This window comes from Chitinibacter sp. S2-10 (genome assembly GCF_046530675.1).
Taxonomy (GTDB): domain Bacteria; phylum Pseudomonadota; class Gammaproteobacteria; order Burkholderiales; family Chitinibacteraceae; genus Chitinibacter.
In genome coordinates this window covers 1,752,587-1,771,555 of sequence record NZ_CP172558.1, presented here as the reverse complement: position 1 = coordinate 1,771,555, position 18,969 = coordinate 1,752,587, and the positions used below count along the sequence as shown (strand labels likewise).

15 protein-coding genes are annotated in these 18,969 nt (G+C 52.4%); 8 read left to right on the top strand and 7 right to left on the bottom strand.

All coding sequences use genetic code 11. From position 1 onward, the window contains the following. Positions 1–72: 72 nt before the first annotated feature. The gene (murU, locus tag ACG2XO_RS08405) at positions 73–750 is read right to left on the bottom strand and encodes an N-acetylmuramate alpha-1-phosphate uridylyltransferase MurU (RefSeq protein ID WP_410497536.1); all 678 of its coding nucleotides are present in this window, start codon (positions 748–750) and stop codon (positions 73–75) included. A 119-nt stretch (positions 751–869) separates the two neighbouring features. After that, positions 870–1,862, bottom strand: coding sequence for an aminoglycoside phosphotransferase family protein (locus ACG2XO_RS08400; protein WP_410497535.1), 993 nt, complete (start codon positions 1,860–1,862; stop codon positions 870–872). 63 nt (positions 1,863–1,925) lie between these two features. On the opposite strand from ACG2XO_RS08400, the gene ACG2XO_RS08395 reads away from it, so the two are divergent. From ACG2XO_RS08395 to ACG2XO_RS08375, 5 genes are all read left to right on the top strand, one after another. Then, positions 1,926–4,103, top strand: coding sequence for an LPS-assembly protein LptD (locus ACG2XO_RS08395; RefSeq protein ID WP_410497534.1), 2,178 nt, complete (start codon positions 1,926–1,928; stop codon positions 4,101–4,103). Positions 4,104–4,114: 11 nt separating this feature from the next. Next, positions 4,115–5,443 (top strand): peptidylprolyl isomerase, encoded by a 1,329-nt coding sequence (locus ACG2XO_RS08390; RefSeq protein WP_410497533.1) that lies wholly within the window; start codon positions 4,115–4,117, stop codon positions 5,441–5,443. Then, positions 5,443–6,447, top strand: a complete 1,005-nt coding sequence (gene pdxA / locus ACG2XO_RS08385; protein ID WP_410497532.1) for a 4-hydroxythreonine-4-phosphate dehydrogenase PdxA — start codon at positions 5,443–5,445, stop codon at positions 6,445–6,447. Before ACG2XO_RS08390 ends, pdxA begins: the two co-directional genes overlap by 1 nt. Positions 6,448–6,466: 19 nt before the next feature. Beyond that, a complete protein-coding gene (rsmA, locus tag ACG2XO_RS08380) occupies positions 6,467–7,252 on the top strand; it encodes a 16S rRNA (adenine(1518)-N(6)/adenine(1519)-N(6))-dimethyltransferase RsmA (protein WP_410497531.1) in 786 nt (261 codons plus the stop codon). Positions 7,253–7,325: 73 nt separating this feature from the next. Further along, the gene (locus ACG2XO_RS08375; RefSeq protein WP_410500242.1) at positions 7,326–8,066 is read left to right on the top strand and encodes an amino acid ABC transporter ATP-binding protein; all 741 of its coding nucleotides are present in this window, start codon (positions 7,326–7,328) and stop codon (positions 8,064–8,066) included. A gap of 78 nt (positions 8,067–8,144) precedes the next feature. Here ACG2XO_RS08375 and ACG2XO_RS08370 read toward each other — a convergent pair whose 3' ends face one another. The 5 genes from ACG2XO_RS08370 to ACG2XO_RS08350 all read right to left on the bottom strand — a co-directional run bounded on the left by ACG2XO_RS08370 (position 8,145) and on the right by ACG2XO_RS08350 (position 15,956). Next, positions 8,145–10,766 (bottom strand): EAL domain-containing protein, encoded by a 2,622-nt coding sequence (locus ACG2XO_RS08370; protein ID WP_410497530.1) that lies wholly within the window; start codon positions 10,764–10,766, stop codon positions 8,145–8,147. Positions 10,767–10,866: 100 nt separating this feature from the next. Next, positions 10,867–13,161, bottom strand: coding sequence for a type I DNA topoisomerase (gene topA, locus ACG2XO_RS08365; RefSeq protein WP_410497529.1), 2,295 nt, complete (start codon positions 13,159–13,161; stop codon positions 10,867–10,869). A 57-nt stretch (positions 13,162–13,218) separates the two neighbouring features. Continuing rightward, entirely contained in the window at positions 13,219–13,677 is a 459-nt protein-coding gene (locus tag ACG2XO_RS08360; protein ID WP_410497528.1) for a DUF494 family protein, read from the bottom strand. A gap of 8 nt (positions 13,678–13,685) precedes the next feature. Beyond that, positions 13,686–14,804, bottom strand: a complete 1,119-nt coding sequence (gene dprA / locus ACG2XO_RS08355; RefSeq protein WP_410497527.1) for a DNA-processing protein DprA — start codon at positions 14,802–14,804, stop codon at positions 13,686–13,688. 3 nt (positions 14,805–14,807) lie between these two features. Then, entirely contained in the window at positions 14,808–15,956 is a 1,149-nt protein-coding gene (locus tag ACG2XO_RS08350; RefSeq protein WP_410497526.1) for a LysM peptidoglycan-binding domain-containing protein, read from the bottom strand. 91 nt (positions 15,957–16,047) lie between these two features. On the opposite strand from ACG2XO_RS08350, the gene def reads away from it, so the two are divergent. The 3 genes from def to rsmB all read left to right on the top strand — a co-directional run bounded on the left by def (position 16,048) and on the right by rsmB (position 18,968). After that, positions 16,048–16,545, top strand: coding sequence for a peptide deformylase (gene def, locus ACG2XO_RS08345; RefSeq protein ID WP_410497525.1), 498 nt, complete (start codon positions 16,048–16,050; stop codon positions 16,543–16,545). Between the two features lie 142 nt (positions 16,546–16,687). Further along, complete coding sequence (fmt, locus tag ACG2XO_RS08340) at positions 16,688–17,626, top strand: methionyl-tRNA formyltransferase (protein WP_410497524.1); 939 nt, start codon at positions 16,688–16,690, stop codon at positions 17,624–17,626. A gap of 55 nt (positions 17,627–17,681) precedes the next feature. Continuing rightward, positions 17,682–18,968, top strand: coding sequence for a 16S rRNA (cytosine(967)-C(5))-methyltransferase RsmB (gene rsmB / locus ACG2XO_RS08335; RefSeq protein WP_410497523.1), 1,287 nt, complete (start codon positions 17,682–17,684; stop codon positions 18,966–18,968). Position 18,969: the final 1 nt, after the last annotated feature.

Genomic DNA, 18,969 nt, shown 5'->3' with positions numbered 1-18,969 from the left:
TTTTCAACGTTATTTTCCCTGATGAAACAACTTATTAGCCACGATTCGCAGTTATTCTTGTTGCGGCAACAATCATCGCCATGTGGCGGCCAGTTCGCGCGCGGATTGCAAACGCTCGACCGTGCCGACGTCAAGCCACAAACCATGATGCAAAGACGCGCTCACCTGCCCTTGCCCCATCGCCTCTCGCAATAAAGGTGCAAGTTTGGCCGGCTGATTGGCTGGTGTGCTAGCAAACAATGCGGGGTGATAAAGGCCAATTCCACTAAAAGTATATTTTTGCTCACCTTCAGCCAAGGCTTTTCCTGCGAGCAAAGCAAAATCACCGGCCGGATGTTGTGGCGGATTAGGCACTAAAATCAGATGCGCCAAACAGCCGTCGCCCAAGTGTTGCAAGGCGCTTTGGCCAAAATCAATGTCACTAAACACATCACCATTCACGACCAAAAATGGCGCATCGCCGAGCAAGGGCAAGGCTGTCGCGATGCCGCCCGCCGTTTCCAGCGCTTGCGTTTCAGCTGAATAAAGGATCTGTGCGCCAAAAGTCGCGCCATCGCCCAGCGTGCTTTCAATTTGCTCGCCCAGCCAGGCATGGTTAATAACAACTTGCTCGATACCTGCGGCGACAAGACGCTTCAGATGCCAACCTATCAGCGGCGTCCCGGCGACATCGAGGAGTGGTTTCGGGGTGACGTCGGTCAGTGGGCGCATCCGCTCACCACGGCCAGCGGCCAAAATCATTGCTTTCATATTGGTGTGTAAGGCGTGAGGTGTTAGGTGTTAGGTGTAAAGTACGTCAGCTTAAAGTGAAATAACAGAGATGGGATTTGGTTGTTACACCTCACTCTCACCTCTATCACCTTACAAGACTAAAAACTAAAACCCGTTTCCACTGGCGTGCCGTGTAGGTTCAACAACAGACGCCCCAGCGGCGTCAGCTCGCGGTAGCGCAGGCAGACTTGGCGGATGTATTCAAATACGCGCGGCTGATCGGCCAGATATTGCGCTTTGCCATCGCGCTCGTTCAAGCGGGCGAAAATACCGAGTATCTTGACATGACGCTGCAAACCGGTCCATTCAAAAGCGCGGTAGAAGTCCGAAAAATCGGCGTGCACCGGCAAACCAGCGTCGCGCGCCATTTCCCAGTAGCGGATTGCCAGATCGAGCACAAAAGCCTCGTTCCAGTTGATATAAGCGTCGCGCAACAGCGACACCAAGTCATAACTGATCGGCCCCTGCACGGCATCCTGAAAATCGATCACTCGTAAGGCGTCATCCTGCACCATCAAATTGCGCGAATGATAATCGCGGTGCATGAAAACCGTCGGCTGTTGCAACACTTCAAGCGTAATCAGCGCACAGCTGCGCTCCCAAACCGCCTGATCTTTCTTGCTCAACTCACTGGCAAATTGCTTGCCGATATACCATTCACGACAGATATTGAGTTCGCGCTGGATAAATTCACCATCAAACACGGGCAGGCCATCCACCTGGGTATTACGCTGCATCTCAATCAAATCGCCGATTGCACGCAGATACCACCCCTTGGCATTGGCCTCATGGAGCACACTAGCCAGCGTTACATCACCCAGATCTTCCAGCGCCACCAGCCCTTGCGCCAAATCCTGTGCAAGCACTTTAGGGACAGCCACACCCGCTTGCTGCAACTGCTGCTGGCGCAGCAAAAACGGCTGCACGTCAAACTGAGCCGGGTCAAAATCCATCACCATCTGGGAATGATCTGCCCAGCTTGCACGCCAATACTGGCGCACACTGGCGTCGGCAGCGGCGATATTCAGAGTGGAAGGCACGCTGCCTTGACCCATCTGTAACCAGTTTGCTATTTGTTCGCGACGGTTCATACGAGTAATTGCTCTCAATCTGCTAAAATCCCCTGATTCTACCAGTTAGCTGAACAAGGCCACATGCGGGTGCATTCTTCACCACCATTTCACCTCACCATTTTGCAGCTTTCGCTGGCACTATTGCCGTGCTGGGCGTATGCACAATCTCCCGTCGCGACGCCCGAACCACCGGTTTTTGTCGAAGCCGATCAGGCCAACGTCCAGCAAGACGATTATCTGGAAGCCAAGGGCAATGTCGTCATTAATCGCGGCACGCTGGATGTTCAGGCCGACTGGGTCATGTATCGCCAGTCCAGCGATACACTGCATGCTGGCGATAAAGTCATCATGCACCGCGATGGCGATACGCTGACTGGTAGCCGGCTGGATGTCGCCGTGACCGAACGCGTCGGCGAACTGGAAAACGCAGACTACCTGATGGGACAAGGGCTGGCACGCGGCGAAGCGGTCAAATTGCTGTTTGAAGGCAAAGATAAATATCGTATCCAGAACGGTTCGATGACCACTTGTACGCCGGAACAAAACGACTGGTTTTTACACGCCAAGGAAATTTCGCTCGATTACACGCAAAACTATGGTCAGGCCTGGCATGGCTGGCTTGAATTTCAAAACGTGCCGGTTTTTTATTATCCGTGGATGGATTTTCCGCTGGATGGCGGGCGCAAAACCGGCTTTTTGATGCCGACGCTCGCTTATAGCAGCACCAACGGTTTTGAATACTCACAGCCGTTTTACTGGAATATCGCGCCCAATTACGACGCGACTATCACTCCAAGCTATTTTGCTCAGCGCGGCCTGATGATGGGGGGAGAGTTTCGCTACCTGCAACCTTCTTATACCGGCATCATCAGCGCCGAAGCCATTAACGACAAAGAAGATCAAGAGCAACGCTATAGCGTACTATTTCGCCATAACCAGCAACTGGCAGAACGCCTGCGACTCACACTGAATTATCAGAAAGTTTCTGACGACCATTATTTCAGTGATTTTGGCGACCGGCTCTCCGTTGCATCACAAGTGAACTTGCCGCAGGAGGCCGTACTCTCAAGCAGTGGCAGCAACTGGTCGAGCTATATCCGGATGCAGCAATACCAGACACTGCAAAGCAGCACCAACCACGTTACAGAACCTTACGCCCGTTTACCACAGTGGTATGCAAGCTACTCACCAGATCTGGGTGGCGGAACAAAAACGTCAATCACGGGTGAAATCACCCAATTTTCACACGACACCAAGCAACAGGGTGATCGAGCCTGGGTCTATCCGACGCTGAGCCTGCCATTTACCAATGCCTACAGCTTCATCACACCGAAAGTCGGTGTGCATGCGACTCATTACAACAACGAGTCTGCCAGTGGTCAGGACCAAGGGAGTGCTAGCCGTATTCTGCCTATCACCAGTATTCACGGCGGCCTGTTCTTCGAACGCGAGGGCAGCCTGTTCGGCAGCAGCATCCTGCAAACGCTGGAACCGCAAATCTACTATCTGTATGTACCATTCAAGGATCAATCCACGCTACCTAATTATGATTCGGGAACGACCGATTTATCGTGGTCAAAGCTCTTTTCCGAAAACAAATATTCAGGAAACGACCGGATTAACGACGCCAATGAAATCACCCTGGCGCTCAATACGCGCATTTTTGACGATGAAAACGGTATTCAGCGTTTTTATGCCGGGCTAGGTCAGCGGATTTATTTTGTCCCGCCACGGGTTGGCATCAGCTCGACGAATGAAAGCAATGAAGAAAAATCATCTGATCTGCTGTTTATGCTCGGCGGCGAGCTACCTTACGACGTCCGTGTCAACTACACCTTGCAACAGGATATGCAGGATGGACGCACGGCTCGCGCCGACGCCAACCTAAACTGGTCACCGGGTGAGTTTAAAACCCTGAATTTGCGTTACAGTGTCAATCGCAGCACAAAAACCGAACAACTTGATATCAGCGGCCAATGGCCATTTGGTTCGGGTTGGTATGGCGTTGCACGACATAACTATTCGCTCAAGGACGATCAGGCGCTAGAGTCACTGGCCGGGCTTGAATATAATGCCGGTTGCTGGGCCTTGCGTCTTGCGGCGCAACGTTATGTCACAACCGACAGCGAATACAAAACAAATTTCTTTGTCTTGCTTGAACTTGGTGGTCTGGCAGGGATCGGGATGAATCCGATTTCAGTTTTGCGTCAGTCCATTCCCGGCTATGCCGACACTTACTCTTCGCCCCAACTGCGTTAATAGGCATCGTAATGAAACTAGATCAGTCGACATTCAGTCTGAAATCAATCCTCAAGCTTCGTCGCCACTGGCGTGCCCTTCCCTTGCTGACCCTGCTGATGGGATCGCTTGCGCAGGCAGAAGTGGTCACAGTCGATCGCGTAGTCGCCGTCGTCAATCGAAATGCAATCACCCAACTTGAGCTGGATCGTAAAATCAACTCGGTCAAGGTCAACCTGAGCCGACAGAAAGTCAAATTACCGCCCGATGAGATCCTCCAGCAACAGGTACTGGACCGGATGGTGATGGACCAGGTACAGCTGCAATATGCTGAAAAATCCGGGCTACGCGTTGATGACCGCCAGCTGGAAATGGGTATTAATCGCTTGGCCGAGCAAAATAAAATGTCGCTTCCCGAGTTCCGTCAAAAACTGGAAAGCTCCGGCATCAGCTGGCGGCAATTTCGCGAAGAAATCCGGCAGGAAATGCTGCTGGCTCGTTTGAAAGAACGAGAGATCGACAGCAAAGTGGTCGTCACCGAATCAGAAATCGACAGCTACCTGCAAACCACAGCGGGCAAAGCCAAAATGGAATACGAGTTGGCGCAAATTCAGGTCAATATTCCTGAAAATGCCAGCCCCGAACAAATCCAGGCCAAACGCGCCCGCATTCAGGCCGCGCGACAGGAACTGGCTGAAGGCAAATCATTCGCTACCGTCGCTGCCAGCTATTCAAACGATGGCAATGCCACCAAGGGCGGTGTCGTAGGCTGGCGTCCGGCCGGCTCATTGCCGACCGCGTTCACCACCTTGCTCGATAAATTGCAGCCGGGCGAATACACCGACATCGTTCGTACGCCGATTGCATTTCATTTGTTCAAATTGCTGGATAAACGCAGTCAGGAAGAACGCGTTATCGTCAAGCAAACGCACGCCCGTCATATCCTGATCCGCAGCAATGAAGTCACCTCAACGACCGACGCGCGCCAGAAACTCCAGCAAATGCGCGAACGGATTCAAGCCGGACAGGATTTTGCTGCCTTGGCCAAATCCTACTCGGACGATATCAGTGCCGCAAAAGGCGGTGATCTGGGCTGGCTCAATCCGGGTGAAACCGTACCCGCCTTTGAAGAGGCAATGAATGCACTCGCACCCAATGAAATCAGCCAACCCGTGCAATCACCATTTGGTTTTCACCTGATCCAGGTACTTGAACGCCGTGATCAGGACGTCACTCAGGAACAAGCACGCTTCAAAATCCGCAAAGAGCTGGCACAACGCAAGGCCGAAGAGCAATACGAAGACTGGTTGCGCCAGTTGCGTGATCGTTCACGTGTCGTGATCCGCCTGAAGGACGAGTAATGTCCACAGCAGTTCGTCCGCTGGTCATTACCACTGGAGAACCAGCAGGTATTGGCCCGGAAATAACGATCAGAATGGCCTTGGGCGATATACCCCACCCGATTGTCATTCTGGCCGATAAAGCGATGCTGCTGGAGCGAGCGACACAAATCGGCATTGATCCGGCGCAGATTGCCCATTGGCCCGATTACCGGCTGGATCAAGTTCAGCCGGTTTCAATCCTGCATTTACCGCTCAACTCGCCTTGTGCGGCAGGACAGCTCAACCCGGCCAATGCCCGTTATGTACTCGATCTGCTTGATCGTGCGCTGGCTGGTTGTGTCGCAGGTGAGTTTGTCGGCATGGTCACCGCACCGATTCACAAAGGTGTGATTAACGACGGTACTAGTGGGGCGTATTTCTCCGGACATACCGAATATCTTGCCGAGCAGACTCATACCCCTCAAGTCGTAATGATGTTGGCGGGCGAGTATGGCGAACAACAACACATGCGCGTTGCGCTGGCAACGACGCATTTGCCGCTCAAGGATGTTCCGGCTGCGCTGAGCGTTGAATCACTGACCTGCACGTTACGTATCCTGCATCAGGATTTGCAAAACAAGTTTGGTCTGGCTCAGCCTCGCATTATCGTTGCTGGACTCAATCCGCACGCGGGCGAATCGGGTCATATGGGACGCGAAGAAATCGACGTCATCATCCCGGTACTCGACACATTGCGTGCTGAGGGAATGACGCTGATTGGCCCGCTGCCCGCCGATACGCTGTTTAATCCGCTGATTCTGGCGCAAGGCGATGCGGTGCTGGCGATGTACCATGATCAAGGCTTGCCGGTACTCAAATTTGCAACGTTTGGCGCCGGCATCAATATCACACTCGGCCTGCCGATTATCCGTACCTCGGTCGATCATGGCACCGCACTTGATCTGGCGGGTACGGGCAAAGCTGAAATTGGCAGCCTGATTGCCGCGACCCGGCTAGCAGCCCAACTCGCAGCAAACCATTAATTAGTCGTACTAGGATCACATGGCACACATCCCACGCAAACGCTTCGGGCAAAATTTTTTGCAAGACCAAGGCGTCATCGCCAGCATTATCAACGCCGTCGACCCGCATAAAGAAGACGCAATCGTCGAAATCGGGCCTGGCCTGGCCGCGCTGACTATCCCGCTGATGGCGCGTGTGCCGACGCTGCACGTCGTCGAAATCGACCGTGATATCGTCGCGCATCTGTCACAACGCTACACCCCCGAGCAACTGGTGATTCACAATTGCGACGCGCTAATGTTCGACTTTGGCGCCTTGGCGCGGCAAATTGCACCCAGTGGCCGCATCAAACTCGTTGGCAACCTGCCCTACAATATTTCGACGCCCTTGCTGTTTCATCTGGCGAGCTTTGGCGACGTGATTTATGACATGCACTTTATGCTGCAGAAAGAAGTCGTCGATCGGATGGTCGCCGAGCCGGGCACGACCGACTATGGCCGCCTGTCCATCATGCTGCAGTATCGCTATCTGATGGACCACATTCTCGACGTACCGCCAGAAAGCTTTGATCCGCCTCCAAAAGTCGATTCGGCCGTGGTGCGCATGGTGCCCTATGATGTGTTACCACATCCGGCCAAAGACGAAGAACATTTGCGTAACCTAGTGCAAACCGCCTTTGCCCAGCGCCGAAAAACCATCCGCAATAATCTGAAAGGCATTGCGAATGACGAAGCATTGGCGGCAGTCGGGATTGAGCCCAGTATGCGACCTGAAAATGTCAGCGTCGCGCAATACGTTGCGCTATCGAACACCTTGCAAAGCTAGGGTTTTCCCCGCTAGGCTAAGTAGGTCGCACACTGCAAAATGAAAGGTCTGATTAATGACTACAAACACTGCCATGATCCGCTTTAGCCAAGTCAATAAATGGTATGGTCCTCAGCACCACGTACTCAAAAACCTCAACCTTGAAGTCAAGCAGGGTGAAGTGGTGGTTCTGTGTGGGCCTTCCGGCTCGGGAAAATCAACGCTGATTCGCACCATCAATCAGCTCGAAGCGATCAACGACGGCGAAATCTGGGTCGGCGGCATTCAGGCCAACAGCCCCAAAACCGATATCAACCAATTGCGCGAAGACGTCGGTTTTGTCTTCCAGCACTTCAATCTGTATCCGCATTTATCAGTGCTTGAGAACATCACGCTGGCACCGATTCAGGTCAAAAAACAATCGCCCGACGAAGCCAATCAACGCGCGCTTGAGCTACTTGACCGTGTCGGCCTTGCACACAAAAAAGACGCCTATCCGAGCAATCTGTCCGGCGGTCAGCAACAGCGCGTCGCGATTGCGCGTGGTCTGGCGATGAGCCCACGCGTGATGCTGTTTGACGAACCGACCAGTGCGCTTGATCCGGAAATGATCGGTGAAGTACTGGACGTGATGAAAAAACTGGCTGAATCCGGAATGACGATGATGGTCGTCACGCATGAAATGGGCTTCGCACGTGAAGTCGCCGACCGTGTGCTGTTTCTGGAAAATGGTGAAATTCTGGAAGACACAACGCCAGAATCATTCTTCACCAAGCCGCAAACGGATCGAGCCAAACAGTTTCTACGGCAGATTCTGACACCAATGCATCAATGAGATGCGAGGCAATCAGATTCTGGCATGGGTATTACTCGACAGGCATTGCCAGGCCTAGCCTACATCGACATACCCACCCTACAGCTTCAGCTGCAAGCCCAGCCGCATCCATAGCTCGGCCACACCCGATGGCACCGGCTGGCTGAAGTAAAAGCCCTGCATCTGGTTCACACCGAGTCCCTGCAAGAAGCGCAAGGTTTCCACTGTTTCGACGCCCTCGACAACCAGATCGAGCCGCAACCCTTGCGCCATTTGCACAATCGCCTGCATCACGCGTCGCCCTTCCTCGGTATGCAGTCGTTGAGCAAATGAAACATCCACTTTCAGCATTTGCGCCGGCATTTCGTGCAACTGCGACAGCGATGAATAACCAGTACCAAAATCATCAATTGCCAGCACAAAACCAGCATCGCTCAGTTGCCGTAAATGCCGCATCTGCCGCGCATAATCGGTCAGCGCCACGCTCTCGGTCACTTCAACAATGATATCGTTCGGGCGTAGTTTGAATTGAGTCAGCCGCTCGACCAGCGATGAGACAAACGTCGGCAAATACAGCTGGCTGCGTGACACATTGATCATCAGCTTCTGGGTCAGCCCGGCATCACGCCACTCGCGCAATTTGGCAAAGGCCTGCAGCATGATTTGCTCGGACAACTCCTGAATCAGGCCGACTTTTTCGGCCATCGGAATGAAGAGCTCGGGGCTGATCCAGCCGCTCTTGTCGTCCATCCAGCGTGCCAAGGCCTCAACGGCCAGAATCTCGCCAGTCCGAGCGTTGACGATAGGCTGGTAAAACACCTGCAGTCCACCGTAACGGATCGCACTGGAAAGTCGCGACTGAATCGCTACATGCTCGCGCCCCAATGCTTTCAGATGAACGATATCGCTGTAAAAACAAATGCTGTTGCGCCCGGCATTTTTGGCGTGGTACATCGTGTGATCGGCAGCGGAGAGCAATTCATCACCGCTTTCGGCATTATCAGGGTAAACAGCAAAACCCAGCGAAATCGTCGGCTGGGTTTCCATGCCATTGACCACCATGCTTTCGCGCGCCGCCAGCCGTAGTTGTTCGGCAATCAGCGCCAGCTCTTTCTGATCAGCCAGATCGGGGATCAGCACGACAAATTCGTCGCCTCCCCAGCGTGCCAGCAAAGCATTTCCCGGCAGCGATTCATTGAGCCGCTTGGCCAGTTGCACCAGCAAATCATCACCCGTTTTATGCCCGAAAGCGTCGTTAATTTGCTTGAAATGATCCAGATCGATAAAACCCAGCCCCACTTTTCGATGCTCACGCGCCGCATTTTCCAGCGCACGATGAACTTCGGCATCAAGCATCAAACGGTTCGGCAATTTGGTCAGATGATCATATAGCGCCATCTGGGTAATATGTTGCTCGTTAAGATGCGCGGTGGTGACGTCACGCAACACCCCGCGCAAAGCCGATGCTTTTTGATCAGGGGAAAAATGCGTAATCAGCCGCAACTCGACCCAGACGAACTCGCCGTCAGCACGCAACAAACGAAAGCGGGCACTGCTCGCCGCCCGGGAATGGATTTGCGCCGCAATCAGTTTATCCAGCGTCGCCAGATCGTCTGGATGAACCCAGCTCTGCAGCCTGCGTCCCAGCTCTCCGCCGAGTTCGCGCGCATCAATCGCGCGGATATTCCCCCAGGCATTGCTCACTTCGGTCAGTACACCGTCAGGCTGTAAATCGACAATGGCCTCTTCAAGCAGATTGAGTGTTTCGAGCATGGTTTTTTTACGCGCCGCATCGTGCATCAGCGCCGAAACATCTTGCAGCAACACGACCACGCTGCGCTGATCTCCCTGTTCCAGCGGCTGCAATCGAACCAGCAGGCTGACATTGTGTTCAGCCAGTATGCAATTAAATTGCTGGCTGGCTTGCCCGCTCTGGGCTTGAGGCAAACAACGAATCAGCTCATGCGCCAGCTCATAAGGCAACACGGCAGCCATCGGTCGGTCGCGTAAAGAATCAGGATCGGGTAATGCCGGATGAGCCGACCAGACGTGCCGGATCACGCCTTGCGCATCGAGCTCGAACATCATGTCCTGTGTCACGCCAACCAGCGCGCGCAAACGCTGCTGATTGGTCAAAGCTTCGGACTCCAGCTTGACTTTACAGAGCGCCTGCGCGATGTGATTGGACAACATCGCCAGCAATTGCAATTCAAGCGGATCGCGTGAGTGGCGCTCATTATCGTTAAAAAAGGCCAAAAATCCGAATAATTCACCACGTTGCAGCAAGGGAACACACAAGAGCTGGCGGATGCCAACTTGGGCCAGCCACATCTGCTCGGCCAGTGGTAATTCAAGCAATGACTTATTGAGCAACATACCAACAGCAAGGGTATCGGCCAGCAGCGCATATTGGTCATAGTCTACAGAATCAAACACACCCAGGGTATGTTGAGGCAACTTGCAATCGGTATCGCGCCAGCTAGCCACCAGCTTGGCATTCCGGCCTTGTTTGTCATTGAGATACAAGGCGGTCATGCTGCTGCGCGACGCCTGGCCAAGCACGCGCAGCATTTCAGACAAACAATCGGGTTCGTCGCTTTGCGCCAGAATACTCACCACACTGTCAAACGCGTTGAAATAAGTGTGATAAGTCGCCAGTGCCTGCTGCTCGGACATCTGCAGCTCACTCAGGGAGATCGAATTGGCAAAAAATTCAGACAACAAAGGACAACCTCAAGACATTAAAATGTCAGACAAAAACAGTGCAAGTAAAAACGGGAATTCTGTCGAATTCCCGTTTCAATCGCTCAAGCTGCAAACCTTACTCTTTCGGAGCAGGCGGTATCAGCACTTCACTATAACCGCATTCTTTTTGCGGACAGACTTTTTCCGTTCCACGGCGCTTGGTGACCTTGACCGTCATAATCGGCCATTTACATTGCGGGCAAGCTTCAGCTATCGGCGGATTCCACGTCGCATACTTGCAATCCGGGTAGGTATTGCATGAGTAGAACATCTTGCCATACCGGCTCTTGCGCTCAATCAGGCTACCCTTGTGACATTCAGGACATTCAATGCCGGTGTCTTTTGGTTTTTCCAGCGGTTCAATGTGCTTGCACTTCGGATAGTTGGAGCAACCGATAAACTTGCCATAACGTCCGACTTTGATATGCAATGGTGATTCGCATTTCGGGCAGGTTCGATCAGGAACGACTTCAGGCTCAAGCGGCGCAGCATTTGGATCGTCGCCAATATTACGCGTGTAATCGCATTCCGGGTATGAACTACAACTAATAAAACGGCCACGACGCCCCAGACGGATCGACAGATTGTGCTTGCCACATTTCGGACAAACTTCGTCCATCGCCTCGTGTGTCACTTCGGCGCGTGACAAGGCTTGCTTATCCTCGACTTGCTTGTGGAATTTTTTCCAGAATTCGTCGAGCACTGGCACCCATTCGCGCGAACCGGTCGAAATTTCATCGAGCTTGTCTTCAAGCTTGGCGGTGAAATTGTAATCAACGTATTGCGTGAAATGCTCGGTGAGGAATTTATTCACCACTTCGCCGGTATCGGTCGGCGTAAAACGTTTTTTGTCCAGAATGACGTATTCACGATCTTTCAGCGTGTAAATAATCGACGCATACGTTGATGGACGGCCAATACCGAACTCTTCAAGCGATTTCACCAAGCTCGCCTCGGTAAAGCGCGGTGGCGGTTGTGTGAAGTGCTGTTCGCCAAAGATTTTTTCAACCGGCAGCGCGTCACCTTCGTTCAAGACTGGCAGACGTGCTTCGTCTTCATCGTCTTCAACGTCGTCGGCGTCCTCCTGATACACGGCGATAAAGCCGGGGAAAACCAGAGTCTGACCCGTAGCACGGAACAGATTTTCCGGGCTGCCAACGGCAATATCAACGGCAACGGTATCAAACTTGGCCGGGGTCATCTGGCACGATAAAGTGCGCTTCCAGATCATTTGATAGAGTTTGAATTGCTCTGGCGACAAAAAGGTTTTGACCGATTCTGGCGTGCGCAGGATCGACGTTGGCCGGATCGCCTCGTGCGCTTCCTGTGCATTTTTGGCTTTGTTTTTGTAGGTAATTGGCGCGTTTGGCAGATAGTCTTTGTCGAAGTTGCTCGAAATATACTCGCGAATTTCGGCCAGCGCATCATTCGACAAGGCGACCGAGTCAGTACGCATATACGTGATCAAACCAACCGTTTCGCCACCAAGATTGACACCTTCGTACAGCGATTGCGCGGTACGCATCGCTCTATCAGTGGTAAAACCAAGTTTGCGCACCGATTCTTGTTGCAGCGTTGAAGTCGTAAATGGTGCAGCCGGGCTGCGCGATTTCTTTTTCTTTTCTACCGCATGAACGACGGCTTCTTTGCCGGCCAGACCACTCAGAATGGTCGTTTGTTCAGCTTCGTTCGGAATATCAAACTGATCGAGTTTCTTGCCCTGCCAAGTCGTCAACTTGGCAGCCACTTTACTGCGGCCTTTTTTGGTATCGAGATGAATCGTCCAATACTCCTGCGCGTTAAACGCACGAATTTCAATCTCTCGCTCACAAATCAGACGCAAAGCCGGACTTTGTACGCGACCAGCCGACAGACCGGTGCGGACTTTGCGCCACAGCAGCGGTGATAGATTAAAGCCAACCAGATAATCGAGCGCGCTGCGTGCTTGTTGGGCATTGACCAGATTGAAATCCAGATCGCGCGGGTTCGCTACTGCATTCAGAACGGCCGATTCGGTAATTTCGTGAAACACAACCCGCTTGAACTGTTTTTCAGGCTTAAGCAGTTTTTTCGCTTTCAAAATTTCCAGAATATGCCAGGAAATCGCTTCACCTTCACGGTCCGGATCGGATGCGAGGTAGACGTTATCGGCCTTCTCGACTGCTTCACAAATGGCATCGACATGTTTTTTATTTTTGTCGATGACTTGGTACTTCATTTTGAAGTCATGTTCGGGATCAACCGAACCGCTTTTGCGCACTAAACCGCGCACGTGACCATAAGAGGCCAAGATCTGGAAATCTTTGCCCAAGTATTTTTGCAGTGTTTTCGCTTTTGACGGCGACTCTACGATTAAGAGATTTGCGGGCATGGTTCCCCGTTCAGTATGAATTCAATAGGTTTGAGTATTCTTCAAGCGCACGCGGCATTAGTGCAATGCAGCGCCATCACGGCCAAAGAGCAGGTCTTCGATCAGGAGATTAGACAATCCATCACGCTTTTGCCAAATCACCATTAACACAATCAGTTTGATACGCTCGCAACTGACTTCTCCCTCCGGCTCGCGCCAGACGCGATCTAACACCAGTTCGCGCTCGCCTGGGCTCAGGATGCGAGTTGCATCGAGTGAAAAAATAAATTCGGCGGCTTCATCACTAAAACGAGCCAATTCGATTGGCTGCAAACTGCGCAGTTCTGTTTTTAAATCATCAAGTGCGCGATAGGGTGCTACATCAATTTGTTTGAGTTCACCCAGCCATGCTAGCGCATCGTGAATATCTTCACCTTCAAAACCAGCCAGAGACAATTTTTTGGCCAGCTGCGACACATCGGGCAAGCCGTCCGCGTTATAAAATTGTTCAAACAGATAAGCCAGTACTTCAAGCATAATCGGGTTTATCCAGCACCTGCGAGCCTTTGATAACGATTACCAGGCAGGCAGGAAAGCTGTCCTTCTAATTCCAAACCCAACAGAATCGCGCACAGCGCCTCGCTAGTCAAGCCAGTAAGCTCAATCAACGAATCAAAATCAATCGGCTCCCAACCGATTTTGCTTAAAATCGGGTCTTCATCTCCGGGCTTTCCGGGACTCTTTTTGCTTAATGCAGCGGCCCCTTCGGGCAAATCAAACAAGGAAAGCGGAGCAGCAAGCTCCTCAAAAATATCGATACCGGATTCGACCAGTTTTGCGCCATTTTTAATCAAATGGTGACAGCCTTTGGCAAGGGAGGAGTGAATTGAGCCGGGAATAGCAAACACTTCACGCCCCAGCTCAAGCGACTGACGAGCGGTAATTAGTGAACCGCTTCCCATTGCAGCCTCCACAACCAGACAACCCAGACCCAGTGCTGCAATCAAGCGGTTACGCAAAGGAAAATGTTCGGCCTTGGGTGGCGAACCGATGGCAAACTCGGACAAAATCAAACCCTGATCGGCCAATTGATGCGCCAGATCCCGATTGCTCGCCGGATAGACACGATCCAGCCCAGTCCCCACAACAGCAATACTGGAACCTTGTCCATCCAGACCGCCGCGATGTGCTGCGGCATCAATTCCGCTGGCCAGTCCGCTGACGATAGTGACGCCCTGCAAAGACAGGTGTTTTGCAAAAGACTGGGCATTCTGAATACCTTGCGGGCTTGCATTACGACTGCCGACAATCGCAATAGCAGGGCGATCAAGCCAGCTCAAATCGCCTTTGGCATACAAAACAACTGGAGGGTCTGGCAGCTCTAGCAGCTTCTTGGGGTAACGCTCATCAGCCAGCGTCAAAATATAGTGATTGGGTTGTTCAAGCCAGTTAAGCGTAGCTTCGATCTGCGGTGTAATACCTGCATTTGCAGCTGCACAGATTGCCCCGGCCACCTTCATCGGCACATATTGCGCAAGAATATCTTGCTTGCAACCTAAAATAACTACGGGCTCACCCAGAGCCCGTAGTAGTTGAATTTGCCCGCGAGCGCCCAAGCCTTGAACCAGACTCAGGCGCAGCCAAGCGATCAATTCATCGTGCACACCCTACTCCGCAGGCGTTGCCGCCTCTGCAATTGCGGCATCACCGACATTAACTGGCATAGTACTATCTAGCACCAAGGCATAGGACAGATTCGGAAATACGCGGTACACAAACAGATTGGCACTCTTGATTGGTGGCGTAATCCGGTCCGGTTCAGACTTGTCTTCTTTGGCAATCGAACGTGGTGCTTTATAACCAAAGAAGACCGTTCCGACATCAACACCGTCCAGTGCCCCTTTGTTGATCACCAAGGTCATTAGCGAACCGACATCCACAACACCTGCATAGGTTGACGCCACTTTGCCGGTAATCGTTTCCACCGGCAGGTGCGGTGCATAATTGAGGAAATTCCTTTCCGGCGTTTTTACCATGCGATCACCGATTTGAATTTCCCGGAAAGCAGAAACCACTTTCAGTGTGACCACATCGCCCGAACGATGTACGCGCACATCACCCAAATAATTGACTTCCATCCCCAAAAATTGTTTGGGATTATCCGGATCCATTATTTCCTTGCCTTGACGGAAAACCTGGAAAGTATCTCCGGACTCGGCTTCAGGCAAACCCACAGCATAAATCTGATCACCTGCTGTATACATGACCCGATCATCAGGACCCGCGGCAATGCGCGGAGCTGCCTTGAAGGTCGCCATATCCATAATCAACGGTTTATACAAAAACGGCTCAATCGAAGAGAGTGCAATACTTGGTGTTGCATCTCCCTCCAGCGGAGAAACGCGAACGCGGGGGCTTAATTTGCCGGAGCCATTACGTCCGTCAGCTTTTGTGTTCTTGAGCAGTCGCAAACATGGTTTGCCATCACAACTACCCAGTACAATGACGTCACCCGGGTAAATCCAGTGCGGGTTTTTGATTTCAGCCTTATTTAAGCGCCAAATTTCCGGCCAGCGCCACGGTTGCTTCAAAAATTTGCCCGAAATATCCCAAAGCGTATCCCCCTTGACGACGACATAACTGTCTGGCGCATTGTCAGCAAGTTTGAGCTCATCGGCAACGACGGAACCGGACACAAAACCGGCGAGCAAAAGAAAGGATATAATTGATTTACGCATAGTGTGAGCCCAGTTCCCGCCGCAATTGTTGTAGCGCCAGCAAGCAAATTTTGAATTTGGATAGATCGAACGAATCAACCGTTCTATTCAAATTTCTATATGATGAATTAAGCTTAAGCAATATTATTAACCCATTCTGCATCACAAACTTTTGGTCTAGCAAGCAAATATGGCAATTCTCAATATTCTGCACTACCCCGACGAGCGTTTGCACACAGTCGCGCAACCCATCACTGAATTTGATGCGGCTTTACAACGCCAAATCAACGATATGGCCGAAACCATGTACGCGGCACCCGGTATTGGCTTGGCCGCCACTCAGGTCGACTTTCACAAACGATTGGTCGTCATTGATATTTCCGAAAGCAAAGATGATTTGCTGGTTCTGATTAATCCGGAAATCATCGCAATGGATGGCATCACCACTTATGAAGAAGGCTGCCTGTCGGTTCCCGGTATTTATGAAGAAGTTGATCGCGCCGAGCACATCAAGGTTAAAGCACTTGATCGTGACGGCAAACCGTTTGAAATCGATACCGGCGGCCTGCTCGCGATCTGCATCCAGCATGAAATCGATCATCTGAATGGCAAAGTTTTTGTCGAAAAACTATCCCGGCTGAAATTAAACCGCATCATGCAAAAGCTCAAAAAACGCAAAGCGATGTAAGTAACTAAACAATAGCGGTAACCCAAGGCCCCCTCGTCACGCAAGGCGCAAAGCAGCGTGAAACCTTGGGTTTATTAATTAAGCTGCGACGCCCTTTCGCGCGATAGCTTCACCCAACCTCACTCTGCACACCTCGTACGCCATGAAAATTATTTTTGCCGGCACACCCGATTTTGCCGCCAGCGCACTCGAAGCACTGATTGCTGCCGGACATGACATTGCTCTTGTTCTGACCCAGCCCGACCGACCCAGTGGCCGCGGAATGAAGTTAACTGCATCATCCGTCAAGGAAGTCGCGTTAAACCATCAGATTCCCGTTTACCAGCCAGAAAAACTGCGTAGTGCAGAACAACAGGAACCACTACTGGGTATTGACGCAGACGTCATGGTTGTTGCCGCCTACGGAATCATACTCCCTCAGGCAGTACTTGATCTGCCTCGATTTGGCTGCCTGAACATTCATGCCTCGCTGCTGCCGCGCTGGCGCGGTGCCGCGCCGATTCAGCGCGCGATTCTGGCGGGCGACACCGAAACCGGCATTACCATCATGCAGATGGACGCGGGTCTTGATACCGGAGACATGCTCAGCATTCATCGCACATCGATACTACCCGGCGACAATGCCCAGACCTTGCACGACAAACTGGCCACGCAAGGCGCAGCGGCCATCGTTGCTGCACTGGCTGATTTGCCTGCACTGCAAGCAACGCGCCAAATTCAACCCACTGTCGGCGTGAATTACGCCGAAAAGTTGAAAAAAGAAGAAGCGCAAATCGACTGGACGCAGAGTGCAACTCAATTGGATCGGATGATTCGTGCATTCAACCCCTTTCCTAGTGCACAAACCAGCTGGCAAGGTCAGCCGCTGAAAATCTGGCAAGCCAGCCCTTGTGCCGGTCAGGGTCAGGCTGGTGAAATTCTGTCACTTCAGAAAGAAGCGATTGTCGTCGCTTGTGGCGAAGGTGCATTGCAAATCAGCGAATTACAAAAATCCGGCGGCAAACGATTGGGCGCACAGGCCTTTCTTAGCGGCAACGAACTCAACACAGGCGAGTTTTTTGGCAAGGGTATACACCCCTAAGCACAAAGAGCCTAAGCCACATAGCAATACCCCACTAAATACTTCGGAATCTCCCATGCTACTCACGCAAACCCTCGCCTGCGAAACCGTCTATTCGGTACTTGCCGGACAAAACCTGACTGAAGCGCTGGGTACGACATGGCGACAAAACCCCGGCTTGACGCCACAGCAACGCGGCGCGATTCAGGATATTTCCTACGGCACATTGCGCCATCTGGGGCTGCTTGAAGCCTTGCTCAATGCTCTGGCGAGCAAGCCGCTGAAAGAGCAGGAGTTGAAAGTTCTGTTGCTGACAACGCTGTATCAATTGCAATTTACCCGCGCAGGTGCGCACGCCGTCGTCGATCACGCGGTCAATGTCGCGGCCAAAATCGGCCAAGGCAAGGGCAAAGGCCTGGTCAATGCCGTGCTGCGCAGCTTTTTGCGCCAGCAAGATGAACTCGTTGCCGCCGCACAAAAAAATGAGCGTGCCAAGTTCAACCATCCGAAATGGTGGATGAGCGAAATGAAAAACGCCTACCCGAAACAGTGGCAACAGATTTTGCAGGCCAATAATCAACACCCGCCGATGACGTTACGCATCAACCGCCGCCACTGCGACGCGACGCAATATCTGGCTTTGCTCACCGAACAAGGCATCGCGGCAAGAGCCCTGGGCGAGTTCAGTATCCAGCTGGCAAAAGCCCAATCGGTTGATGAGCTGCCTCATTTTTTCGACGGCTGGGTTTCGGTGCAGGACTGGGGCGCACAAGCGGCAGCCTACCTGCTCGACGTTCAGGATGGACAACGCGTATTGGACGCCTGCGCTGCCCCCGGCGGTAAAACCGGTCACATCCTTGAACTGGCCGACGTTGAACTCAGCGCGCTTGACGCTGACTCCACCCGACTCAAGCGCGTTGAAGACAATCTGGCACGCCTTAATTTCTCGGCGACCATTCTGGCTGCCGATGCCAGCACGCCGGCAAGCTGGTGGGACGGCAAGCCGTTTGACCGGATTCTGGCCGACGTACCCTGCTCGGCCAGTGGCGTGGCACGGCGCCACCCGGACATTAAATGGCTGCGCCGCCCCGATGATTTTGCCGAGTTTGCCCGCCAGCAGGAAAAAATGCTCGATGCACTTTGGCCGCTCGTAGCGCCCGGTGGCAAACTGCTGTACGCTACGTGCTCGGTGTTTCCTGCCGAAAATCAGCAATCAGCAGCCGCTTTTGCTCAGCGTCATCCTGATGCACAGCGTGAAACACTGGATAGCCGGCAGATTCCGGCCGATCATTTTGATGGTCAGCTCTTACCGAATTCGGATCATGATGGTTTCTTTTATGCACTCTTTAGCAAGCGCATTTGAG

Bases quoted from the DNA above. Each gene is read 5' to 3' on its own strand.
- murU (WP_410497536.1), bottom strand. From the start codon at position 750: ATGAAAGCAATGATTTTGGCCGCTGGCCGTGGTGAGCGGATGCGCCCA.
- ACG2XO_RS08400 (WP_410497535.1), bottom strand. From the start codon at position 1,862: ATGAACCGTCGCGAACAAATAGCAAACTGGTTACAGATGGGTCAAGGC.
- ACG2XO_RS08395 (WP_410497534.1), top strand. From the start codon at position 1,926: ATGCGGGTGCATTCTTCACCACCATTTCACCTCACCATTTTGCAGCTT.
- ACG2XO_RS08390 (WP_410497533.1), top strand. From the start codon at position 4,115: ATGAAACTAGATCAGTCGACATTCAGTCTGAAATCAATCCTCAAGCTT.
- pdxA (WP_410497532.1), top strand. From the start codon at position 5,443: ATGTCCACAGCAGTTCGTCCGCTGGTCATTACCACTGGAGAACCAGCA.
- rsmA (WP_410497531.1), top strand. From the start codon at position 6,467: ATGGCACACATCCCACGCAAACGCTTCGGGCAAAATTTTTTGCAAGAC.
- ACG2XO_RS08375 (WP_410500242.1), top strand. From the start codon at position 7,326: ATGATCCGCTTTAGCCAAGTCAATAAATGGTATGGTCCTCAGCACCAC.
- topA (WP_410497529.1), bottom strand. From the start codon at position 13,161: ATGCCCGCAAATCTCTTAATCGTAGAGTCGCCGTCAAAAGCGAAAACA.
- ACG2XO_RS08360 (WP_410497528.1), bottom strand. From the start codon at position 13,677: ATGCTTGAAGTACTGGCTTATCTGTTTGAACAATTTTATAACGCGGAC.
- def (WP_410497525.1), top strand. From the start codon at position 16,048: ATGGCAATTCTCAATATTCTGCACTACCCCGACGAGCGTTTGCACACA.
- fmt (WP_410497524.1), top strand. From the start codon at position 16,688: ATGAAAATTATTTTTGCCGGCACACCCGATTTTGCCGCCAGCGCACTC.
- rsmB (WP_410497523.1), top strand. From the start codon at position 17,682: ATGCTACTCACGCAAACCCTCGCCTGCGAAACCGTCTATTCGGTACTT.